The 19,723-nt window shown below is 65.3% G+C and carries 19 protein-coding genes, 2 tRNA genes and 1 pseudogene; 7 read left to right on the top strand and 15 right to left on the bottom strand.

What is annotated here, in order from left to right:
• The first annotated feature begins 76 nt into the window (after positions 1–76).
• Positions 77–901 (top strand): phosphoribosylaminoimidazolesuccinocarboxamide synthase, encoded by an 825-nt coding sequence (locus tag C5E41_RS25585; protein WP_104378288.1) that lies wholly within the window; start codon positions 77–79, stop codon positions 899–901.
• A 74-nt stretch (positions 902–975) separates the two neighbouring features.
• Here C5E41_RS25585 and C5E41_RS25580 read toward each other — a convergent pair whose 3' ends face one another.
• The 3 genes from C5E41_RS25580 to C5E41_RS25570 all read right to left on the bottom strand — a co-directional run bounded on the left by C5E41_RS25580 (position 976) and on the right by C5E41_RS25570 (position 3,993).
• Positions 976–2,262, bottom strand: a complete 1,287-nt coding sequence (locus C5E41_RS25580) for an RNA polymerase sigma factor (protein WP_104378287.1) — start codon at positions 2,260–2,262, stop codon at positions 976–978.
• An 11-nt stretch (positions 2,263–2,273) separates the two neighbouring features.
• A complete protein-coding gene (locus C5E41_RS25575) occupies positions 2,274–2,675 on the bottom strand; it encodes a YciI family protein (protein ID WP_181063417.1) in 402 nt (133 codons plus the stop codon).
• A 97-nt stretch (positions 2,676–2,772) separates the two neighbouring features.
• Positions 2,773–3,993: an NAD(P)/FAD-dependent oxidoreductase gene (locus C5E41_RS25570; protein ID WP_104378286.1), complete on the bottom strand. Its 1,221-nt coding sequence runs from the start codon at positions 3,991–3,993 to the stop codon at positions 2,773–2,775.
• Between the two features lie 155 nt (positions 3,994–4,148).
• On the opposite strand from C5E41_RS25570, the gene C5E41_RS25565 reads away from it, so the two are divergent.
• Positions 4,149–4,805: a mycothiol-dependent nitroreductase Rv2466c family protein gene (locus C5E41_RS25565; RefSeq protein ID WP_104378285.1), complete on the top strand. Its 657-nt coding sequence runs from the start codon at positions 4,149–4,151 to the stop codon at positions 4,803–4,805.
• 46 nt (positions 4,806–4,851) lie between these two features.
• Here the strand turns inward: C5E41_RS25565 and C5E41_RS25560 are convergent, their stop codons facing one another.
• Positions 4,852–5,988 carry a M48 family metallopeptidase gene (locus C5E41_RS25560; protein ID WP_439956492.1) on the bottom strand — a complete coding sequence of 379 codons (1,137 nt, stop codon included), beginning with the start codon at positions 5,986–5,988 and terminating at the stop codon, positions 4,852–4,854.
• A gap of 73 nt (positions 5,989–6,061) precedes the next feature.
• On the opposite strand from C5E41_RS25560, the gene C5E41_RS25555 reads away from it, so the two are divergent.
• Together C5E41_RS25555 and C5E41_RS25550 are read left to right on the top strand one after the other, a co-directional pair.
• Positions 6,062–6,532 carry a ribose-5-phosphate isomerase gene (locus tag C5E41_RS25555; RefSeq protein WP_104378284.1) on the top strand — a complete coding sequence of 157 codons (471 nt, stop codon included), beginning with the start codon at positions 6,062–6,064 and terminating at the stop codon, positions 6,530–6,532.
• A 69-nt stretch (positions 6,533–6,601) separates the two neighbouring features.
• Positions 6,602–7,417, top strand: coding sequence for an Fpg/Nei family DNA glycosylase (locus tag C5E41_RS25550; protein ID WP_104378283.1), 816 nt, complete (start codon positions 6,602–6,604; stop codon positions 7,415–7,417).
• Here the strand turns inward: C5E41_RS25550 and C5E41_RS25545 are convergent.
• The 4 genes from C5E41_RS25545 to C5E41_RS25530 all read right to left on the bottom strand — a co-directional run bounded on the left by C5E41_RS25545 (position 7,405) and on the right by C5E41_RS25530 (position 12,019).
• Positions 7,405–8,703: a glycosyltransferase family 87 protein gene (locus tag C5E41_RS25545; protein WP_258081253.1), complete on the bottom strand. Its 1,299-nt coding sequence runs from the start codon at positions 8,701–8,703 to the stop codon at positions 7,405–7,407. The genes C5E41_RS25550 and C5E41_RS25545 overlap by 13 nt on opposite strands.
• Positions 8,700–10,028 carry a phosphatase PAP2 family protein gene (locus C5E41_RS25540; protein WP_258081252.1) on the bottom strand — a complete coding sequence of 443 codons (1,329 nt, stop codon included), beginning with the start codon at positions 10,026–10,028 and terminating at the stop codon, positions 8,700–8,702. Before C5E41_RS25540 ends, C5E41_RS25545 begins: the two co-directional genes overlap by 4 nt.
• Before the next feature lie 53 nt (positions 10,029–10,081).
• Entirely contained in the window at positions 10,082–10,921 is an 840-nt protein-coding gene (locus tag C5E41_RS25535) for a DUF1542 domain-containing protein (RefSeq protein WP_439956496.1), read from the bottom strand.
• 93 nt (positions 10,922–11,014) lie between these two features.
• Complete coding sequence (locus tag C5E41_RS25530) at positions 11,015–12,019, bottom strand: GGDEF domain-containing protein (protein ID WP_104378280.1); 1,005 nt, start codon at positions 12,017–12,019, stop codon at positions 11,015–11,017.
• 779 nt (positions 12,020–12,798) lie between these two features.
• On the opposite strand from C5E41_RS25530, the gene C5E41_RS25525 reads away from it, so the two are divergent.
• From C5E41_RS25525 to C5E41_RS25515, 3 genes are all read left to right on the top strand, one after another.
• Positions 12,799–12,869, top strand: a tRNA-Gly gene (locus C5E41_RS25525).
• Between the two features lie 77 nt (positions 12,870–12,946).
• Positions 12,947–13,020 (top strand) — tRNA-Pro (locus C5E41_RS25520).
• 106 nt (positions 13,021–13,126) lie between these two features.
• Positions 13,127–13,504 carry a hypothetical protein gene (locus C5E41_RS25515; RefSeq protein ID WP_104378279.1) on the top strand — a complete coding sequence of 126 codons (378 nt, stop codon included), beginning with the start codon at positions 13,127–13,129 and terminating at the stop codon, positions 13,502–13,504.
• Positions 13,505–13,708: 204 nt separating this feature from the next.
• Here C5E41_RS25515 and C5E41_RS36030 read toward each other — a convergent pair.
• From C5E41_RS36030 to C5E41_RS25475, 7 genes and pseudogenes are all read right to left on the bottom strand, one after another.
• Positions 13,709–14,668 (bottom strand): annotated as a pseudogene (locus C5E41_RS36030) (recombinase family protein); the annotation flags it as partial.
• 102 nt (positions 14,669–14,770) lie between these two features.
• Positions 14,771–16,234 carry a tyrosine-type recombinase/integrase gene (locus C5E41_RS25500; RefSeq protein WP_104378278.1) on the bottom strand — a complete coding sequence of 488 codons (1,464 nt, stop codon included), beginning with the start codon at positions 16,232–16,234 and terminating at the stop codon, positions 14,771–14,773.
• Positions 16,231–16,614 (bottom strand): excisionase family DNA-binding protein, encoded by a 384-nt coding sequence (locus C5E41_RS25495; protein ID WP_258081249.1) that lies wholly within the window; start codon positions 16,612–16,614, stop codon positions 16,231–16,233. The genes C5E41_RS25500 and C5E41_RS25495 overlap by 4 nt, the downstream gene beginning before the upstream one ends.
• A gap of 35 nt (positions 16,615–16,649) precedes the next feature.
• A complete protein-coding gene (locus C5E41_RS25490) occupies positions 16,650–17,045 on the bottom strand; it encodes a helix-turn-helix domain-containing protein (protein ID WP_104378276.1) in 396 nt (131 codons plus the stop codon).
• A 210-nt stretch (positions 17,046–17,255) separates the two neighbouring features.
• Positions 17,256–17,615, bottom strand: coding sequence for a hypothetical protein (locus C5E41_RS25485; RefSeq protein WP_104378275.1), 360 nt, complete (start codon positions 17,613–17,615; stop codon positions 17,256–17,258).
• A gap of 79 nt (positions 17,616–17,694) precedes the next feature.
• Positions 17,695–18,729: a DNA-methyltransferase gene (locus C5E41_RS25480; protein ID WP_104378274.1), complete on the bottom strand. Its 1,035-nt coding sequence runs from the start codon at positions 18,727–18,729 to the stop codon at positions 17,695–17,697.
• Entirely contained in the window at positions 18,726–19,553 is an 828-nt protein-coding gene (locus tag C5E41_RS25475) for a replication-relaxation family protein (protein ID WP_181063415.1), read from the bottom strand. The genes C5E41_RS25480 and C5E41_RS25475 overlap by 4 nt, the downstream gene beginning before the upstream one ends.
• Between the last annotated feature and the right edge of the window lie 170 nt (positions 19,554–19,723).

Here is a 19,723-nt window from a genome sequence, read left to right as displayed (position 1 = left end):
CCGAGCGTCCGGGCCCGCCGGGGCGCTCGGTAGGCTGGGCGTTCGTGTGCGGCGGACAGCGAAGCGAGGAGGGCCGGTGAAGCACATCCACGCCGGTAAGGTGCGCGATCTCTACGAGGACGGGGAATCGCTGATTCTGGTCGCCTCCGATCGGGTCTCGGTCTACGACGTGGTGCTGCCGACGCCGATTCCGGACAAGGGCGCGCTGCTCACCCAGTTGTCGAACTGGTGGTTCGACTACTTCTCCGATGTGCCGAACCACGTGCTCTCGACCACCGACGTGCCCGGCGAATTCGCCGGACGGGCGGTGCGCGTGCGGCCGCTGAAGATGGTGCAGGTGGAATGCATCGCCCGCGGCTACCTGGTCGGCTCCGGCCTGCAGGAGTACCGCCGCACCGGCGCGGTCTCCGGGGTGGCGCTGCCCGGCGGGCTGCGTGAGGGCGACAAACTTCCCGAGCCGATCTTCACTCCCACCACCAAGGCGTCCGCGGGACACGACGAGCCGATCACCTTCGACGATGTGGTGAGTCAGGAGGGCCGCGAGGTCGCCGAGAAACTCCGCGACCTGACCCTGCACATCTACACCCGCGGCGCCGAGCACGCCGCGGGGCGCGGGGTGATCATCGCCGACACCAAGGTCGAATTCGGCTGGGACGGTGAGGTTCTCACTCTGGGTGACGAGGTCCTGACCTCCGACTCGTCGCGGTTCTGGCCGGCCGACGAATGGGAGCCGGGCCGGGCGCAGCGTTCGTTCGACAAGCAGTTCGTCCGCGACTGGGCGACCTCCACCGGCTGGGACAAGGAACCGCCCGGCCCGGAGATTCCCGCCGATGTCGTAGCCGTCACTCGCGAGAAGTACATGGATGCCTATCAGCGCATCACGGGCAACACCTGGTCGTGAGATCGGTCGCTTCGCATTCGAAACGGTTGCGTCGCATCGAATTTCGATGATCGGCGGGTCCCGGCGCCGGCCGACTACGACGCGCGCAGCTCGGCCGCGCGCAGCATGAGGTAGTCGCGCTCGGGCGTACTCGTGGTCAGGTGAGCAGCTGCCGTATAGGACTCGATCGCCGCCGGGCGGTCGCCCGCCATCTCGTACAGGTGTCCCCGTACCGCCTCGAGTCGATGGCTGCCTCGCAGGCGATCCGCCAGCGCGTTCACCGACTCCAGTCCGGCGGCGGGCCCGTGCACCATGGCCACGGCCACGGCGCGATTCAGACTCACCATCGGATTGTCCGAAATCCGCTCGAAGACGTTGTACAGCAGGAGAATTCGCTCCCAATCGGTCTCCTCGGCGCTCGGTGCCCGGGTATGCAGTGCGGCGATCGCGGCCTGGACACGGTAGGGACCGCCCAGTCCCGCCTCGACCGCCGCCGTTGCCAGCCGCATTCCCTCCCGGGCGCGTTCGCGGTCCCACCGGGTGCGGTCCTGTTCGGCCAGCGGTATCAGTTCACCGCTGGGGCCCAGGCGTGCCGCGCGGCGGGCGTCGGTGAGCAGCATCAGTGCGAGCAGCCCCGTAACCTCCGGATCGTCCGGGCGCAGCCGGTGGACCTTGCGGGTCAGGCGAATCGCCTCCGCCGCCAGATCGGTGCGGTACAACCGGGTGCCGCCGGTCGCGGTATGCCCCTCGGTGAACATCACGTACAGCACGTGCAGGACCGGTCCGAGCCGCGGCCCCCATTCTTCCGGCGCCACAGCGAATTCGGCGAACGGGCGCGGCAGTGCGGCGAGCCGCTTCTTGGCGCGTGAAATACGCTGGGCCATAGTGGTTTCCGGCAGCAGGAAGGCCCGGGCGATCTCCTCGGTGGTGAGACCGCCCACCGCGCGCAGCGTCACCGCGATCGCACTGGCGGGCGACAAAGCTGGATGGCAGCACAGCAGCAACAACGTCAACGTGTCGTCGGCGGCCGAATCGGTATCGGCGGGTGGCACGTCCTGCAGGGCAGCCGTCGTCTCGCGAGAGCGGCGTGCGATCTCCGAACGCACCGAGTCGATCAATCGCCGTTGCGCGACCTGGAGCAGCCATGCCCGCGGATTGTCCGGGTAGCCCTTGTCCGGCCACTGGGTGACCGCGGCGAGCATCGCCTCCTGCACCGCGTCCTCGGCCGCGTCGAAATCGCCGTAGCGGCGCATCAGAATTCCCAGTACGACCGGTGCGATCTCACGCAGGAGCCGCGCGGCCTCCTGAGCGGAGTCGCCGCGCTGCTCATCACGCTCCGACGGCTGGGGGACAGGGTCGTCCGGTACCTGTGATCCGGGCATGGCGCGGCGGCTCAGGCCTCGCTCACCGGGGCGTCCATCACCGCGCGCACCTCGATGTATTCACCGATCGGGGCGCCGCCCGGGCCCGGTGCGGCCGATGCCTGCGCGGCGATCTCCAACGCCCGGTCGGCGCTGTCCACATCGACGATCCAGTAGCCCGCCAGGAATTCCTTGGTCTCCGGGAACGGGCCGTCGGTGACCACCGGCGCGGACCGCCCGTCGGCGCTGACGATGCGGGCCTGATCCGGAAACGCCAGGCCCTGGGCGTCGACCAGTTCACCCGATTCGCGCAGTGCCGCACCGAGCGCACGTTGGAATTCGATATGGGCCGCGATGTCCTCCGGCGGCCATTCGCCGATCGGAGTGTCGCAGTGCGCGGCGGGGCGGTAGGTCTTGAGCAGCATGTACTTCACGATGATCTCCTCGGCTCGCCGGCGCGCCACCGCGGCGCGCTCACGATCGGGTCGGAGCCGGCCGCGGCTCGTCGACCTACCTCGACTGTGACTGTGGTCACAAGTTGGTGCTCGGGTCGGCCAGTGCGTCCGGATTCACCGGTTCGCCGCCGAGGATCAGTTCCTTGATCCGATCGGTGACGTCCCAGATGTTGACGTTCATCCCGGCCAGCATGCGATTGCCCTGGTCCAGCCAGAACGCGACGAATTCGCGGCTGCCGGTGTCGCCGCGCACCACCACGGACGTGGTCGCGCCTGGTGCGACGAAACCGGTGTACTCCATGCCGAGGTCGTACTGGTCGGTGAAGAAGTACGGCAGTCGATCGTAGGTCGCGGGCCGGTCGAGCATCGTCAGCGCCGCCACGGCCGGTTGGTTGAGTGCGGTCGCCCAGTGTTCCACCCGCACCCGCTGTCCGAGCACCGGATGCTGCTGGTCGGCGATATCGCCCACCGCGACGATATCCGGATCGCTGCTGGCCAGGCTCTCGTCGACCAGCACGCCGCCCTCGACCGCGAGCCCCGCGTCGGCGGCCAGTTCGATATTCGGCCGGGCGCCGACCGCGATCAGCACCGCATCGGCGTCCACGACCGTGTCGTCGGCGAGCCGGACTCCGGTGGCCTTCCCGCCGGCGGTCACGATCTCGGCGGCCTTCACGCCACAGCGCAGATCGACGCCGTGCGCGCGGTGCAGCTCGCCGAAGACCGCGCCCATCTCCTCGCCGAGCGCGGCCTGCAGCGGGACCGCGCCGACCTCCAGGACGGTCACCTCGAGACCTGCGGTGCGCGCGGCCGCGGTGACCTCCAGGCCGATCCAGCCCGCGCCGATGACGACCAGCCGCCGCGCCGAGCCGAACAGTGAGATCAGCGCATCGGACTGCTCGATCGTGCGCAACATGTGCACGCCCTCGGCATCGGCGCCGGGAATCGGCAATCGGCGCGAGCGCGATCCGGTGGCGAGGGCCAGTTTGTCGTAGGGCCGGGTCGAACCGTCCGGCAGCGCAACCGTTTTCGACGAACGGTCGATGGCCGTGACGGTGGTGCCGAGCAGCAGTTCGACCTCGTGATCGCGGTACCACTGCTCGGGGTGCACGGTGAAATCGGCGAGCGACTTCTTGCCGAGCAGATGTTCCTTCGACAGCGGCGGCCGCTCGTAGGGTAGCTGCGCCTCCTCGCCGATCAACGTGATGGCGCCGTCGAAATCGTTGTCGCGCAACGACTCCGCCAGCTTCGCGGCGGCCAGACCACCACCGACGACGACGAATCTGGAATCTGTGGGCATGGGGAAAACCTCCGGGCAGCGGGCAACCAGGGTCGCATCCGACCCTACTGTGCGATCTCGCGGCGATCGGGAAATATCGCCAACTTCGCTGCGTTGACCAATGCTGAGGGCGGGTGGCGTGCGGCCTCCCCACTGTTTCTTCGAAGGGACGAAATGTGAGCGATCAGACGACCACCGCCGGTTCCAGGGACCGCGTCGATTTCTGGTTCGATCCGCTGTGCCCGTGGTGCTGGATCACCTCGCGCTGGATTCTGGAGGTCGGGAAGGTCCGCGATATCGACACACACTTCCACGTCATGAGTCTGGCCGTGCTCAACGAGGGCCGTGAGGATCTCCCCGAGCGCTACGTCGAGATGATGAAATCGGCATGGGGGCCGGTCCGGGTGGCCATCGCGGCGGCCGAACAGCACGGTGAGAAGGTGCTCTCGCCGCTGTACACCGCGATGGGCACCCGCATACACAATCGCAAGGAAGAGTACGAGCGCGAAAACCAGGCGGACAGCCTGGCCGCGGTCGTCGCCGACGCTCTCGCCGAGGTGGGGCTGCCCGCCGAGCTGGCAGGGGCCGCCACGAGCACCGAGTACGACGAGGCGGTGCGCAAGAGCCACCACGCCGGCATGGACAAGGTGGGGCCCGATGTCGGCACGCCGACCATCCATATCAACAACACCGCCTTCTTCGGCCCGGTGCTGTCGCGGATCCCGCGCGGCGAGGAGGCGGGGAAGGTGTGGGACGGGGCGGTCGCCCTGGCGTCCTACCCACACTTCTTCGAGCTCAAGCGGACCCGCACCGAGGACCCGCAGTTCGACTAGTGCGTCGACGGCACGGGGCGAACCGCGCCCCGTGCCGGGCGCACTGCTATCGCGGCGGCAGCCCCGGAATCTCGCCGTACCCGGGGTAGCTGCCCGGCTGGGCGGGCGGTCCGGCCGGTGGCGTCGGCTGCGGCGGGGCCGCTGGCGACGACGGGTACAGCGGGGCTGCCGGTGACGGGTACGGCGGAGGCATCGCCGTCATTCGCGGCGGCGGCGGACCGCTCGGCCGCAGGAACATTCGCCCGTGCCGGCTACGGTCGCGCAGCGCCCACATCCGCCAGGTCAGCACGGGATGCGAGGACATGGCGTTGACCATCCAGACGAAGAAGCCCTTGTCCTGTGGCGCGCGGTCGGCCATCTCGTCGAAATCGACCAGCGAGTTCAGATATTTACCGCCCGCAAGGGTTTTCATCGCGCCCGGGGCGCCGAGATGGCGGTTGCAGAAACCGTGATTGTCGGCGGTGTACTCCTGCGCGCGAATCAGCGAGTTGCCGATGATCGGCAGGAACGGCACGAGGAACATGCCCAGCTGGCGCCAGTACGACACATGGCCGGCCGCGATGTGGCCGACCTCGTGGCCGATGATGAAGGCCAGCGCGTCAGGGTCACGAGCCTGACCGCCGATCTCGAACAGATCGCTGTAGACGACCACGTAGCGGCGGAATCCGTGTCCCGAGGCGAAGGCGTTGATCTGCCCGTTGCCGAGCACCACGTAGGCATCCGGTACGGTCGCCATGCCGAAGCGCGCGGCCGCCTCGACCACCATCCGGTATCCCTCCGGAAACTGAGTGGGCGACATCTTCACGGCATTGAGCCGCTGCATCGAATAATTGGTGCCGCGGCCGAACCACAGCAGCAGGGGCGCGAGGATCAGCAGCAGGACGTAATAGTTCACCGCACCGACGAGCAGGAACAGCAGCGCGATCAGATATCCGCTGACGGTGGCCAGGATCACGACGATCAGCAGCGGGATCTCCCAGCTGTGCCGGGCCGGCATACCCCACGGCGACAGCCCTCGCGTCGGTTGGTACGGAGGGATGTGCGGCGGCGAAAACGTTTGCTGCGGACCCCATCCCGGCGGTCCCAGCCGAGGATCCCACCCTGCCATACCGGTCACCGGATTCCACCCCGGTCCGCGCTCCTGCTGTGGTGACTGATCGGCCCACTGATCTTCGGACTGCATGGGCTGAACTCTATAGAGGATCGGGAAACGACCCCATGTGGAGCGAAACCACCCACCTGACAGAATCTCAGCCATGCGCGTATACCTGGGTGCCGACCACGCCGGCTTCGAATTGAAGAACCAAGTGAAGGATCATCTGACGCAGGCCGGTCACGACGTGGTCGACTGCGGAGCCCACGAGTACGACGCCGTCGACGACTACCCGGCCTTCTGCATCGAGGCCGCCCGCCGCGTCGTCGCCGACCCAGGCAGCCTCGGCATCGTATTCGGTGGCAGCGGTAACGGTGAGCAGATCGCCGCGAACAAGGTTCCCGGCGCGCGCTGTGCGCTGGCCTGGAGCGTGGAGACCGCGAAACTGGCTCGTGAACACAACAATGCGCAGCTCATGGGCATCGGCGGCCGGATGCACAGCACCGAGGAGGCCTTCGCCATCATCGATGCGTTCCTGGCGACGCCGTGGTCGGACGAGGCGCGGCATCAGCGGCGGATCGACATCATCGCCGAATACGAGAAGACCGGTCAGCCGCCGGCGGTGCGGAGCTAGCGGGTACCGAACCGGGCCGGGCGGCGCCGTCCGGCCGAGGGCCGGTGGAAGTGGAACGGAATTCGGTCGATGCCTGAGGGGCATACGCTGCATCGCCTGGCGAAGCTGCATCAGCAGCGCTTCGCGGGCGGTGTGGTGCGGGTATCCAGCCCGCAGGGGCGGTTCGCCGACGGTGCCGCCCTGGTCGACGGAGCCACGCTGACCAAGGCCGAGGCGTGGGGTAAACACCTTCTGCACCACTACGACTCGGGCCTGGTGGTCCATGTGCACCTCGGTCTCTACGGCACCTTCACCGAATCGCCCGCGCCGCTGAGCGATCCGGTCGGCCAGGTGCGGATGCGGATGATCGGCGCCGGCAGGTCGGCGAGCGCGCTGTATGGGACCGATCTGCGCGGGCCGACCGCGTGCGAGGTCCTGCACGGACCGGAAGTCGACGTCCTCATCGCCCGGCTCGGGCCGGATCCGCTGCGGCGCGATGCCGATCCGGATCGGGCGGCGCAGCGGATCCGCCGCTCGAACCGGCCGGTCGCGGCGCTGCTGATGGATCAGTCGGTGGTGGCGGGTGTGGGCAATGTCTACCGCGCGGAAGTGCTCTTCCGGCACGGCATTTCACCGCAACGTCCCGGCCGAGCGGTCACCGCCGGGGAGTGGAACGCGCTGTGGGCGGATCTGGTCGCGTTGATGAAGGTCGGCGTGCGCCGGGGCGCCATCGTGGTGGTGCGCCCCGAACACGACCGCGGCGCGCCGTCCTATGCGGTCGGCAAACCGCGCACCTACGTCTATCGCCGTGCGGGAGAGCCCTGCCGGATCTGTGGAACCACCGTCGCGCACGTCGTGCTCGAGGGGCGAAACCTGTTCTGGTGCCCCACCTGTCAGCCGGACTGAGCGGCCGGTATCGCCGGGGCGCGACGCCGGAGCACGCGCGTGAGCGCGAGTCCGAGCAGCGCGACGGCGACGAGGACGTAGGTATTGCCCAGCAAGTGCTGCCACCAATTCCAGTCGAGCTCCCGGTCCCCACCACCTGGCACCAGCACCTGTCCGATCAGGAACGGCGCGGCGACGGCGGCGACCGCGCCGGCCACCGCCGTCGCGGATCTGCTCGTGGACCACAGGGCGGCGGTCACCAGTGCGGGCGCCACCCACACCCAGTGATGGGTCCACGACACCGGCGAAACCAATAGCAGCACCGCGGCATTCACCAGCAGGGCGGCGACCGAGAATTTCGTGATCGCGGAGGCATCCCCGGATGCGATCGGGCCGGTGCCGGCGGTGCGCTCGGCGCGCAGGAGCAGGTACATCGCGACCGCGCCGGCGGCGACGGCGGCGAGCCCGAGTCCGAGCCATATCGCCACTGCCGCGGATTCGGGCAGGCCGAGTCGATAGACCAGGCCTTTGAGGGACTGGTTACCGGCGTAGTACGGCGCGCCGATGCGTCCGGTCTCGACGATCGCGTGCAGCCAGTACTGCGTGGACGTCCGCGGGAACAGCACGAATCCGGCGAGCACCACCCCCGCGGCGGTCGCCGCCGCCGTTCCCGCCGCCTTCCAGTCCCGGCGGATCAGCAGATACAGCACGAAGGCCGCGGGAGTCAGTTTCGTGACGGCCGCAATGCCGATCAACACGCCTCGGGGCCAGCGGGGTTTCACGGTGAGGCAGTCCAGCGCGACCGCGGCCATCAGGATGATGTTGATCTGCCCGAACCACAGCGTCGTATGCACTGGTTCGAGCGCCGCCATCGCGATGACGACCGGGGTGGTCAGGGTTGCTTTCGACCGGGGGCTGAGATCGGGCCGGATCCGGGAGAGGACGAGCCAGACGGTCACCGACAGACAGGCCAGCGAACTGGCCGTCACCGCGATCTCCGCCAGCCAGAGCGGCATCACGGCCAGCGGCGTCATCAGTACCGCCGCCGACGGGGGATAGGTGAACGGCAGGTCGGTGTGGCCGGCCACCGGGAGCGGGGGTCCGTACAGTGCGCCGCGGTGCAACCAGGCCTGGGTGTCGACCCGATAGACCTGCAGATCGAGGAAACCGTGCAGCGCCGAGATGAGCAGGGCGGCCGACACCGAGAGCAGAATTCCGATCACGATCGGAATGCGGGGGAAATATCTCGTGTCGTCCGCACGCTGGTGGCGGAGCAGCCGGCGCCGTTCCGTCCGCACCGTGATCATGAAGCTGAGACCGACCTTTCGATGTTCGCCGTTCGGCGCTCGGGCGCGGCGAACCACGTCGTGTAGAAGAGGGAGATCACGGCGGCGAGTGCGGCCAGGACGGCGAGTCCGGACGGCAGCGGGTGGGCGGCCATGGTCTCCGCGAGGAAACGATAGGACAGCAGCAGCCCCGCGAAAACCCCGGCGCCGAGCGCCACCATCCGGATTCGGTGGCCGTCCCAGCCGCGATCGGGTTCGCGCAGCGCGGATTCCACGGTCAGGCACAGGACCGCGCCCGCCACGAGATCGCAGCCGTAGTGGTAGCCGAAGCCCAGCGTCGCCAGCAGCGTGCACACCAGCCACACCGCCCCGCCCCAGCGCAGCCACCGCGGGCCGGAGCGGGAATGAATGAACAGTGCCGTGGCCCAAGCGGTATGCATCGACGGCATGCAGTTACGTGCGGTGCCGGAATCGAAGAGCATCGGCGCCGGGGTGCCGGATATCGCCGGCACCGCATGCGGCCAGTCGCCGATCTGCATGCCGTGGCCCAGCGGACCGTAGGCGAAGACCGGGCCGACCACGGGAAACAGCACGTAGACGAGCGGCCCGACGATGCCCAGTGCCAGGAACGTGCGCAGCAGGTTGTGCCGCGGCCACGGCCTTGTCGTCACATGGCGCAGCTGCCAGACCGCGACCACCACGGCCGCCGCCGGCAATTGGATGTACACCGCGTGCAACACGTTCGACGGAATCGGGCCCGCGGCGTCGAGCATGCTGCCCACCACCCACGCCGGATCACCCAATGCCCGATCGGCATACTGCACGTACTGATCCAGTACGCGGGGACCGGCGGAAATGCTCACCAGCAGCCACGTATCGGCGAGCTTCGAGGCCATGATCAACAACACGCCGAACGCGATGGCGCGCAGAGCGATCCGCCGTGGCCGGCCATGCCATCGGGCGACGGTCAGCACCAGCGCGGTCAAGACCAGCGTGGGTCCGGTTCCGATCGAAAGGTGCCAGCCGCACAGCGCCTGCACGCCGAGCACCAGCAGGTCCAGCACCGCCGCGGAGGCGAGGCTGACGATCCGGATGCGCGCGGGCACACCGACGCAGGCCAGGCCCAGCCCCGCCCAGGAGACGAACGCCGACTGCGGGTCGGCCGCGTAATCGGCGAGGAGACTACGAAGGGGCCCGAGGGCGCCGTGGGCGGACGCCCACACCTGGGCAATGGTGAGCAGGGCCACAGCGGCGGCGAATGCGGCAGCGGCCCATAGTCGGGGCTTTGTCCCACCCCTGGATAACGACGACGAGGGAACTACCCTCGCCTCGTGGTCGATCAACACTGAAGATCGATAACACAACGTAAACGGAGGCGCAACTTCCGGTTGCCGGAAAGCTAAAAACCTCCGTCGAATCCGCCGAAGTCGCCCCCGTCGAAGCCGCCACCACCGCCGTCGAAGAAGCCGCCCCCATCGAAGCCACCGCCGTCATATCCGCCGCCGTCGTACCCGCCACCCTGGTCGTAGGCGCCGCCGTCGTACCCGGCGGTGTCGTATCCGCCCTGGTCGCCGCCGTCGAAGCCTTGCCCGGGATCCTGACCGGCGTCCTGCCCCGCGTCGAATCCGGCGTCATAGCCTGCGCCGTAACCGTTTTCGAAACCGGCCGCGCCGTAGCCGACGCCGTGCATGCCGCCGAACAGCGCGTCGAACAGCAGTACCGAGCCCACACCCCAGGCGCCGGCCACCAGTGCGGTCTTCCACCACGGCTCGGAGTACCAGCCGGCGGGCACCGGACGACCGGCGACCCGGCCGCCCGGGTAGTAGTTCGGAGTTTGCGGGGAGGGTGTGGGCGACGCCTCGATGCGGCGGCCGTCGAAGTCGACGGTGCGGTCCTCGGTGACGCGTCCGGCGGACCGCTGCCCGTCCAGTTCAGGCACCGGGGGACCGGGGTCGAGATTCATCGCGGTCCGCGCCGCGCGCACGTAGTACAGGCCCTCGATCGCGGTTTCCTTGGCCAGCCGCGCCTGGGTGACGGTGGTGGCCTGATCGATCTGCGAGCCGGCGGCGTTGAGTCGTTCACCCGCATCCGCGAGCGCCTGTTTGGACGCCTGGTCGGTCCCCGTGAGGTTGTAGACCTGGCCGCCGAGGCGTTCGATCAACCGGCGGGCGTCAGCCTTCGCGTCGGCGAGTTGGTTGTTCTCCCGGGTGCGTTGGTTCGAACGCCCCGCGACCGCCATCGCGACGAACGCGATCAGCACGACGACCAGAAGAATCAGCAAGAGCCACACGTCGACCAGAGTACGCGTCGACGGTTTGCCCGAGGCTTGCTCTCAGCCGGCGACGGCCGCGTCGTAGTGGAGTCGGGCGGCGCCGTAACCGCCCGGCTCGCCGTCGGAATCGCCGAGTTCGGAGAGTGCGAATTGCCGCTTGCCGGCCGTCTTGGCCGAGTACATCGCGCGATCCGCGCTGCGCAGCAGATCGGAGAAGTCGCACGGACGTCCGGGTGGGGAGAACGCGGTGCCGACGCTCGCGGACACCGGCACCGGCCCGGCATCGGTCGGTACCGGATCGCGCAGCGCGGTCAGCACACGCATCGCCACCTCGGCGAGCGTATTGCGGCGGGCGGGCAGGGCGAGGACGAATTCGTCGCCGCCGTAGCGGCATACGACCGTTTCGTCCGGGCAGGCCGCGCGCAGCCGCCGCGAGATCTCCACCAGCACCTCGTCGCCGACGGAATGGCCGTAGCCGTCGTTGATCTGCTTGAAGTCGTCCAGATCGATCAGCAGCAGGCCGACGCCGCGGGTGTGATCGGTGGCCATCAGTCGCATCCGCTCCTGCAACAGGGAGCGGTTGGCGAGGTCGGTGAGCGCGTCGTGCGTCGCCTCGTGCCGCAGCCGGTTCTGCAGCGCGGCGATCTCCTGCACCCGCACCGAAACTGCCGCGGTGAGACTTCGCTCCTGCTGGGCCAGGGCGCGTTGCTGCAGGGCCTCGGCATAGCTGTCGATGGCATGGCTGGCCACGAACGGCCACCGGGTCGCCACCAGGGAGCCGGACTCACCCGGCGCGAAGCCCAGCAGCGCTCTGGTGGCAGGGGCGAGCATGCGGGTGCGGTCGAAGGGCGCTTCGGCCAGCCGTCGCCCGATCGCGCGGGCGGCGGGCACCGGAAACGGTTCGGACTGTGCAAGATTCAACAATTCGTCGACGATGGCCGCGAACACCTGCTCGAGGTGTTCGGGACCGACTGTCAGCCCGCTGCCGGGATAGACGGCACGAACCCAGTCCCGTGTCGTCGCCGCGACGATCGCGGCGGTCTGCGCGTCGAGTTCGGCAGGCATCGCCGATCACCTCGCGCAGACGTCGTCGACGCCGGCGCTCCGGCCGGTCCCGCCCTCCGGAACGCGCTCACTGCTTCGCGGTCGAGTACACCTTCGGCGCACGCTCACCGCCCCCTTTCCAGATACCCCCGTCCGGCAAAAAGGATCCTAGCAAGCCACTCGGCACCGAAAGACGCTGTTTTACAACCTGTTCCGACACCTCGCGAATGGCGATCGGCAGTGTGATCGACGCCGGGCCTGCGGCGTTACACCGCGCCCCAGCGTGTCGCTCACGGCGTGTTGCCGCTCACGTTCACCCGCGGGTGGGCGGGACTTCCCGAATCGTTCTTATCGCAGGCCAGGGGCCTTGACGTCGCACCGGATCGAGCGGCTGCGGCGAGAGTCGCCGGTGACGAGTATCACAGGGCGCTGGGGGGTCGGCCGTGGAGTAAATGTTCGGCGTCGCACCCGCGAGAAGGGTCGCTGCGGTACCGCGTGGTGCCCAGGTGTGGGAACGGGCCGCGCCGGATGGGCGCACCGGCCGCCGGTGGGGTGAGCATTGCCTTCGGGTGTCGCGGCGGTGGAATGCCGGAACCGCTCGGGAGGCGCCACTCGACCGGTCGACGTGGTTGCTGTGCGGTCGCTGTAGGTAAGTTGCGGGTGGAGTCGGGCGCATCGGTGAGCGGGCCGGCGGACGCGCCGTGTGAAAACCGGGTGTGCGATTGGCATTCCGGAACTGAAGTTCGGTACAGTCCTACACGCAGACGACATCGTGGCGATCCCATTGGTGTCGTATGCCTGCGGGTGTAGTTCAATGGTAGAACCTCAGCCTTCCAAGCTGATGGTGCGGGTTCGATTCCCGTCACCCGCTCCGATGAGGGATTGTCGGCAATCCCCGCCGCCGGATCCCGTCCATCGGGAGGCGCCAGCGGAGCCGCTGGACGGAAACGGGATGTAGCGCAGCTTGGTAGCGCATCCGCTTTGGGAGCGGAGGGTCGCAGGTTCAAATCCTGTCATCCCGACGTGAGCGGCCTTAGTTGAACCAGCGACCGAAAAAACGCTGGCGAGACTAGGGCCGCTTTGGTCTTTCTGTGGCGGCTCGCCGTTCAATGCCGCTCTCTTCGCTGGATGTCCAGCACGCTCCTCGACCAGGGCAAGCCCGTCCGGAACGGCCGCGTGATGCTGCCGGTAGGCACAGTGTGCGTCGTGCAGCTCATGCATGATCGGCGTTTTGTCGTCTTCAACCACTTCAAGGTCATCGAGGTAGAACCGCTCGTAGAACGTCTCATTGAGCAGTCGCCGAGTTGCGTCGTCGGCGCCTTGGTAGAGCTGCTGCGGGTCCGAAGCCAGGTGCAGCGCATCGTTCAGGACCTGCGCACCGGCGGCGAGTTCGGCGCTGGTTTGGGTCAGGCCTGCTTCTGCTCGTTCACGCTCAATCTGAACATCGAGCAGTTCGGTACGGATCTTCGCCTCCGGCATAGAGCCGAAGCGCATGAGTCGGATTAGCCGGTCCTCCTGGTCATCGAGTTCTTTCAGTCTGCGGGTGAGGGCGGCGTGCATCTCTCGGGTTGTTGTCGTCTCGTCAGCGACGACCTTCGCCATCCGGGCGCGAATCTCCGTGATGAAGTCGGCGGGCAATGTGAGGGTGTCGTAGTGGTCGATGACGGCTTGCTCCACCAGCTCGACTGGGAGATGTGGCAGGTTACAGACGCCATCTTGCCGGCCGCGGCAGACGAAGTAGCGGTAACGGATGCCGCCCCGGCCTTGGGGCTCGGTGTAGATCAGACGGGACGTTCGTCCGGCCTTTCGGCACCGCTGGCAGAACAAGAAGCCCTTGAGGTGATGCTGGTGTACCCGGTCGCGCTGTCCTCGGCCACTGCGCAGTCCGAGGACTTCTTGCACGCGCTCGAACAGTTCGTGGCTGACGAGGGGCTCATGGCGTCCGGGGTATACCTGCCCCTTGTACCTCACAAAGCCGATGTAGTAAGGGTCGCTCAGCATCGTGTGGAGTTTGCTGCCCGAAACAGGCTGCTCTGGATAGCGTTTCGTCGCCTTCGTGGTGAGCCCGAGGTCGGCCATTGTGGCTTCGAGCCGTTCGATCGAGTACTCGTTGGTGGCGTACAGCTCGAATGCTCGTAGCACCAACGGTGCTCGTTGCTCGTCCAGTCGGATCGTGTTGACGTCGTGGCCGTCCACTTTGATCGTGACGTTCAGATAACCCAGCTTGGCCCGTCCCAGCGTGCCGCCGAGATCGACAGCCTTGCGGCGCATCTTCTCCTGGATGTCGAGGCCCTGGACGGTCGTCGTGAGCTGGTTCATTACGTCGACCACTCCAGCGATGGCGTCGGCGTAAGGGCCTTCGCCGAAATCCTCGTGGACGCTCACCAGACGGATGCCGAGCTGTTTGAGCTGGTGCTCCACGATGGCGGCTTCGTAGCGGTTGCGGAATATCCGCGAGCGCATGTAGACGATGACGTACTCGACATCGCGGTGCGTCGTGACGTATGTCCAGAGGTCCTTGAACACCGGCCGCTGCTCGATGGTGAGCTTGGATGCGGAGTAGCCCGGCTCGATGAAGAACTCGACCACCTCTGCGCTCAGGGAGACGGCTTTAGTCTGGGTGCTAGCGCGTTGGGTGCCGATGGACAGCCCGTCAGGGTCAGCATCCATCGCAGCGCCAAGTTGCCCCTTGCTTGATACGCGAAGCAGCGCGACGGCCTTCTTGAGCCTGAAACGCTCATCGCGTGCGGATGGTTCGGTCAACGGTTCCTCCTAGAAATCAAGGTCTGCTGGCGACGGACTATTGGTGAATGGCGTTGTGAGCGGCGTGAGGGTTTCCCGCAGTGGAATCCACTCCCACAGCACAAGATTCGCCTGGTCGGGTTGACGGCTATTTCTGACGGCTACAGCGCCGAGGACGTGCGTGTTCGTAGCAACGCGCAGACGTTGGAGTATTGAGGTGGCACCGGGGTCGCGCCGGAGGTACGAGATTTTAGTGGAAAAAAAATCTTCTCGGATTTGGAACGTCACGGCTGACCGCTGTTGAAATGGAGCACTAACCGCAGCCAATGCCAGTTTTGACGGTTGAGTTTGACGGCTACCGCCACTGTCATCTACGGCCAGTAGCAATCGATCCTCCAGACGGCTCAAAGCTTCGTGCTGAGCTTCACTATCGCCGTGTTGATAGATTTCCTGAGTCGTTGATATTCGTGAGTGCCCAAGAATGAGCTGAATGTCGCGATCCGGGACGTGATAGTTCTTTAGCAAAGTTGCGGCAGTATGCCGAAGGTCATGTATGCGAATGCGACGCACTCCAGCACGCTTGCAGATATCCGAGAAGACTCGGTATAGCTGGGACTGTGACAATGGTTCGCCGTTGTCGGCAACGAAGACGAAGCGACTCGGGTTAGCGCGAGAAGAGCGATCGTCGACGACGGCCTGGTACTTGTTGAGCGCCTGGCGCACGAAGGTGAGCAGAGGGAGGCGTCGTTTTCCCTTGGCCGTCTTGACCGGCCCCACGTGCATCTTTCCTCGTATTACCTGGCGCTGCTGGCGTATACGAAAGGCGTCTCTATCCCAATCAATATCAGACCATTGCAGCCCAAGCGCTTCGCCCTTTCTCATACCATAGAGCGTCAGTATCAGAAAGAGGGGATATAGTTCTTCCGATTGGGCGGCCACAAGAAACCGCGCCGCTTCGTCAGCCGACCAGGGTTCAACTTCCTTCGGGTCGTGGTGCGGCAGCACGACAAGGCGTGCAACGTTCCTGACAATAAGGTCTTCACGCATGGCGCGGGTAAGAGCCGCGCTCAACACAAGCTTTGCTTGCATCGCAGTCGGAATCGTCATGCCTCCAGCGATCTCGTTATCGAAGACCTGCTGCAAGCCAGTGACAGTTAAGCGGGTGAGCGGGCGTGACCCGAGCATCGGCTTTAGATGGTGCTCGATGACGTTAGAGTAGCCGGATATGGTTGCAGGTCGGAGCGTCTTCGGGGCTACTTCCTGAATGAAGTAGTCCAGGTAAGCTCTGACTGACCACGATTGTTCTGGAATGGGAATACCGCGCCTTGCGTCGGCAATTTGGAGAGTTAGCTTATCGCCGGTTTCCTTGCGAGTTTTGCCATATACACGCACTCGGCGCAGTTTTCCGCTCGCAGTGGGCAGATAGGCAGCACCCTCCCAACGCCCATCTTTTCGCAGATAGATACTACCTTCACCTCGACCACGACGAGTCATAGAACACTCCCATCGGCAATGAGAGTCTTGAGGAAGCGCTCGACCTCGCGAGCAGGCACAAACCTTCGGCTACCAACCTTTACGGTTCGCAGCTCACCGTTGTGCATCAGCTTGTAAACACTCCATTTGCTGAGCCGAAGACGCGAACACGCCTCCGCAAGCGTGAGCAGATCATCATTATCGACGCGGCGGATATTGAGTCGCGCAAGCTCGCTGGTCAGCCAACGATGATCGGGAATATCTCCCTCCGATAGTTTCAAAGCAAGTGTGCCGAGAACTCGAAGGAGTGGCTGAACGTCACGAAGCAGAGCAGGGGAAATATCATCATTTCGTTGCGCCGCTCTCATCGGTGCTTTCGGTTTCTCTAGTAGTTGATTCATGATCCCTCCTCTCTCCTGTTAGGTCGAAAGATTTGCTATATGAACGGGGTACGTTCAGACGGGTTGTACGGGTCGAGATCAAAACTGACGCCATATTGTTCAGACAGCGCCACAAGGTAGCCCCTGATACGTTGATGCGCCTCAGCGGGCAACTCGCTGTACCTAGCCTGTAGATACGGGCTGATGGTCGGTAAATCTGCCGACGGTAGCCAGCCGAGTAGAACAAACAGATCAGCACACGATAAATCGAGAGCACGTGCAATTGCGGTAATGTTCTCAACTTGCGGCTTGGCCACTGTACCTGTTTCGATACGCCAATACGTCGTATGATCGAGATTGGCACGTTTGGCAACTTGTTGACTGCTCAGGTGCAGCACTTGCCGCCGTTCGACTAGCACCGACTGTAGTATTGAGCTGCTGTCTGATTTCATTTTTATTTAATAATTCTCCTTGGTATTGCAATGATACCGAAATTCATTGCATCCATGCAATAGAAAAATACAATTTGACAACACGAATTGGAGACGATTCTTCTGTTTTTCATTTCTCTTTCAGTTTTGTGTGTTGAGCCGGTCGGGCGGCAGCCGAACAAAATGTTCGTGCTGCCACCCTTCCGGCGTGCCGAGTGCTGAACGTTCAGTTCAGCTTTCCGTTGACCCCTGATCGCTCTTCTGGCCCCGGCGGGACCGGGTGCGCGTCCCGCTGTCGGTGTCACTGTCGGGCGACGGTGACGGGGCGGCGGGAGCAGTGAAGAGTGCGTCAATCGCCTCTTGCCGAGCGCGGGCCTCGCGCTCGATCTCCTCACGGACCTTGGCGGCCTGGCTCAGGAGTTCCTGATCCTGCTTCGCCGCCTCGATATGGGCGTCGATGGCGTCGAGGAACTCTTGAGTCAGTGTGTTGCCGCGGAGCTTCGCGATCCAAGAGAGTTGGGTGTGACGGTAGGGATTGAGCCCGACGGCAAGTTTCTTTTCTTGCCCGTCGGGTGCATCGGGTGTGGACATTTTGGTGCCTCCTCGGCGGTGGTGCGACCGGTAAGCGCTGGTGACTTACGACAACGGCCGCATAGCGCCGATGAGGCTGTTACGCAGCAGCTTCTACCGGTCCCGCTCGCGGCCGGATCGGTGAAGCCGCTGTACGTGCCGCCTCGATCCGTTTGCTCGCAAGCCGGGCGAATACCGGGTTGAGTTCGACCCCGATCCAGTCGCGGCCGAGTCGTTCGGCAGCTACTGCCGTCGTGCCGCTGCCCATGAAGGGGTCGAGCACGAGTCCAGGCTCCGGCACGGCGTCACAATGACAGGACGGAGCGAGCGCCGACCGAACGGCCCGGCCGCCGAGCTGGCGAATCACCCGGCGCCGCAACGGCAATCTGCACACGGAGCAACGCTGCTCGGGTGCGCCGGCCTGGATGGCACGATCAGCCAGCGACAGCGGAAAGGTCGCGTGGTGGGCTCCCCGAAAGGTAGAGGTGGCCAGCCGCCAGACGTCGCCAGGATTCTTGCCGAGCGGATGCCCGACGCGCCCCTCTTGCTTGACCACAGCGAGGCCATTCGTCGTGTCGGTGTTCGGTCCACGCCACTCGCGGCCCCGGTGTGGCACGGCCGTGAGAGGCGATTTCGGAGGACGTGAGAGGTGCGGCGTGCGGATGCTATCCAGATCGAAGAAGTACGACGACTGTTTCGCCAGCACATACACCAGTTCGTACGTCGTGTTCAGGCGGTCACGGGTGTTGCTCGGGATCGGGTTGGACTTCGCCCAGACAATCTTGTTGCGCACGATCCAGCCGTCCGACTGGAGCCCGAGCAGTAGTCGTTCGGGTGCTAGGAGCAGACTCTTGTATGCGGCTCCCTGGCGTCGATGGGTCGAGTACGTGTCGCCGAGATTCAGCCAGTACGTCCCCGTGGGCACCAGTACGCGGTGTACCTGGCGACTGACCTCCAGTAGGCGGCCCGTCCACTCGTCGACGTGGCTTTCAAGTCCGAGTTGCCCGGTGGCCTTGTAGTTGCGCAGGCGAAAATACGGCGGGCTGGTCAGCACCATATCGACTGCGGCGTCTGGCATTTGGCGAAGCCTCGTCGTAGCGTCACCGATGAGCAGGCTATTTCTAGATAGAGTCATAGGCTGCCTCCTTGCTTCGTGAGGCTGACCAACTCATCGGCAACGATGACGCAGAACAGTTCACTCGGGAGATTTCGATCTCGGTCGATCGCCTCCCGAAGCGCCACCTTGCGCCGCTGCGCTTTGGCCGGATCTTTGGCGGACATGCTCCAAATGATGCGCGGGAATGCGCCGTCATTTCGGTCCTGTTCGATACCCGTCCGCCGATACGTCTCGTAATCTCGGCACTTCTTGATAAGGCGAGGTATCGGCTCGGTGCCCCGGTCTACCTCCAAGAAGTAATCGTCTATATAGTCGCTCCCGACGCTTGGCGAGACGCTGAAGTGCATATCCGGCTTGAGAGTGAGGCGCGCGCCGCCGGGAGCAATATAGCGCCGCCAACACGCAGGCTCCATCGTGTACGACAAAAGCTCCAGTTCGCCCGTACGGTGAGCGCACGCCAGTGTCACATGCACGTCCGCGATGGCGAGCGTGTGTTTTAGGAACGTCTCGCTCGGATCGGTGAGATGACGCCTGACCGGTCGCCCGGTTTCCGCGCGTAGCAGCCGTTCGCCGTTCGTGTCGACAAAATGCACCATGCCGTCCGAGCCCGCTTCAGATCCTCCTTTTCGCCGCTCAATATCTCCCAGGACGTGCAGCCCGCGCAGCCGTTCGAGCACGCGCTGTGCACTGCGTCGTCCGTGGGTTAGGCTGAGGTCGGCAAAGTGGAGTTCGTAGACCTGCCTGACCGTCAAGAACCGGTGTTCGTAGACGGAACGGAGGATGTCCCAATCCCGTTCACTGAGACTTTCGCCGATGCTCCACACATCGCGGCGCACGACCACCGATCTGCCAGGGTCGGCCGGGGGTGTGGTGCCCGTATGGGCACCATCAGTCGTTGCACGAGTGGCCCGATGGACACGGCTGACCAGCGGTGATGCTGTGGAATCCGCTGAGGCGAAGTGGCTACCGATACGGCTACTCGGAACGGCTCTAATCTTCACGTCTACCTCCA

It is taken from the genome of Nocardia nova (assembly GCF_002933465.1).
Taxonomy (GTDB): domain Bacteria; phylum Actinomycetota; class Actinomycetes; order Mycobacteriales; family Mycobacteriaceae; genus Nocardia; species Nocardia nova_B.
This window is presented reverse-complemented; position numbering and strand designations above follow the sequence as displayed.

Bases quoted from the DNA above. Each gene is read 5' to 3' on its own strand.
- C5E41_RS25480 (WP_104378274.1), bottom strand. From the start codon at position 18,729: ATGACTCTATCTAGAAATAGCCTGCTCATCGGTGACGCTACGACGAGG.
- C5E41_RS25535 (WP_439956496.1), bottom strand. From the start codon at position 10,921: ATGGCGGTCGCGGGGCGTTCGAACCAACGCACCCGGGAGAACAACCAA.
- C5E41_RS25560 (WP_439956492.1), bottom strand. From the start codon at position 5,988: ATGCAGTCCGAAGATCAGTGGGCCGATCAGTCACCACAGCAGGAGCGC.
- C5E41_RS25515 (WP_104378279.1), top strand. From the start codon at position 13,127: ATGTCCAGCACGCTCCTCGACCAGGGCAAGCCCGTCCGGAACGGCCGC.
- C5E41_RS25580 (WP_104378287.1), bottom strand. From the start codon at position 2,262: ATGCCCGGATCACAGGTACCGGACGACCCTGTCCCCCAGCCGTCGGAG.
- C5E41_RS25555 (WP_104378284.1), top strand. From the start codon at position 6,062: ATGCGCGTATACCTGGGTGCCGACCACGCCGGCTTCGAATTGAAGAAC.
- C5E41_RS25545 (WP_258081253.1), bottom strand. From the start codon at position 8,703: ATGATCACGGTGCGGACGGAACGGCGCCGGCTGCTCCGCCACCAGCGT.
- C5E41_RS25550 (WP_104378283.1), top strand. From the start codon at position 6,602: ATGCCTGAGGGGCATACGCTGCATCGCCTGGCGAAGCTGCATCAGCAG.
- C5E41_RS25495 (WP_258081249.1), bottom strand. From the start codon at position 16,614: ATGAATCAACTACTAGAGAAACCGAAAGCACCGATGAGAGCGGCGCAA.
- C5E41_RS25485 (WP_104378275.1), bottom strand. From the start codon at position 17,615: ATGTCCACACCCGATGCACCCGACGGGCAAGAAAAGAAACTTGCCGTC.
- C5E41_RS25500 (WP_104378278.1), bottom strand. From the start codon at position 16,234: ATGACTCGTCGTGGTCGAGGTGAAGGTAGTATCTATCTGCGAAAAGAT.
- C5E41_RS25570 (WP_104378286.1), bottom strand. From the start codon at position 3,993: ATGCCCACAGATTCCAGATTCGTCGTCGTCGGTGGTGGTCTGGCCGCC.
- C5E41_RS25530 (WP_104378280.1), bottom strand. From the start codon at position 12,019: ATGCCTGCCGAACTCGACGCGCAGACCGCCGCGATCGTCGCGGCGACG.
- C5E41_RS25490 (WP_104378276.1), bottom strand. From the start codon at position 17,045: ATGAAATCAGACAGCAGCTCAATACTACAGTCGGTGCTAGTCGAACGG.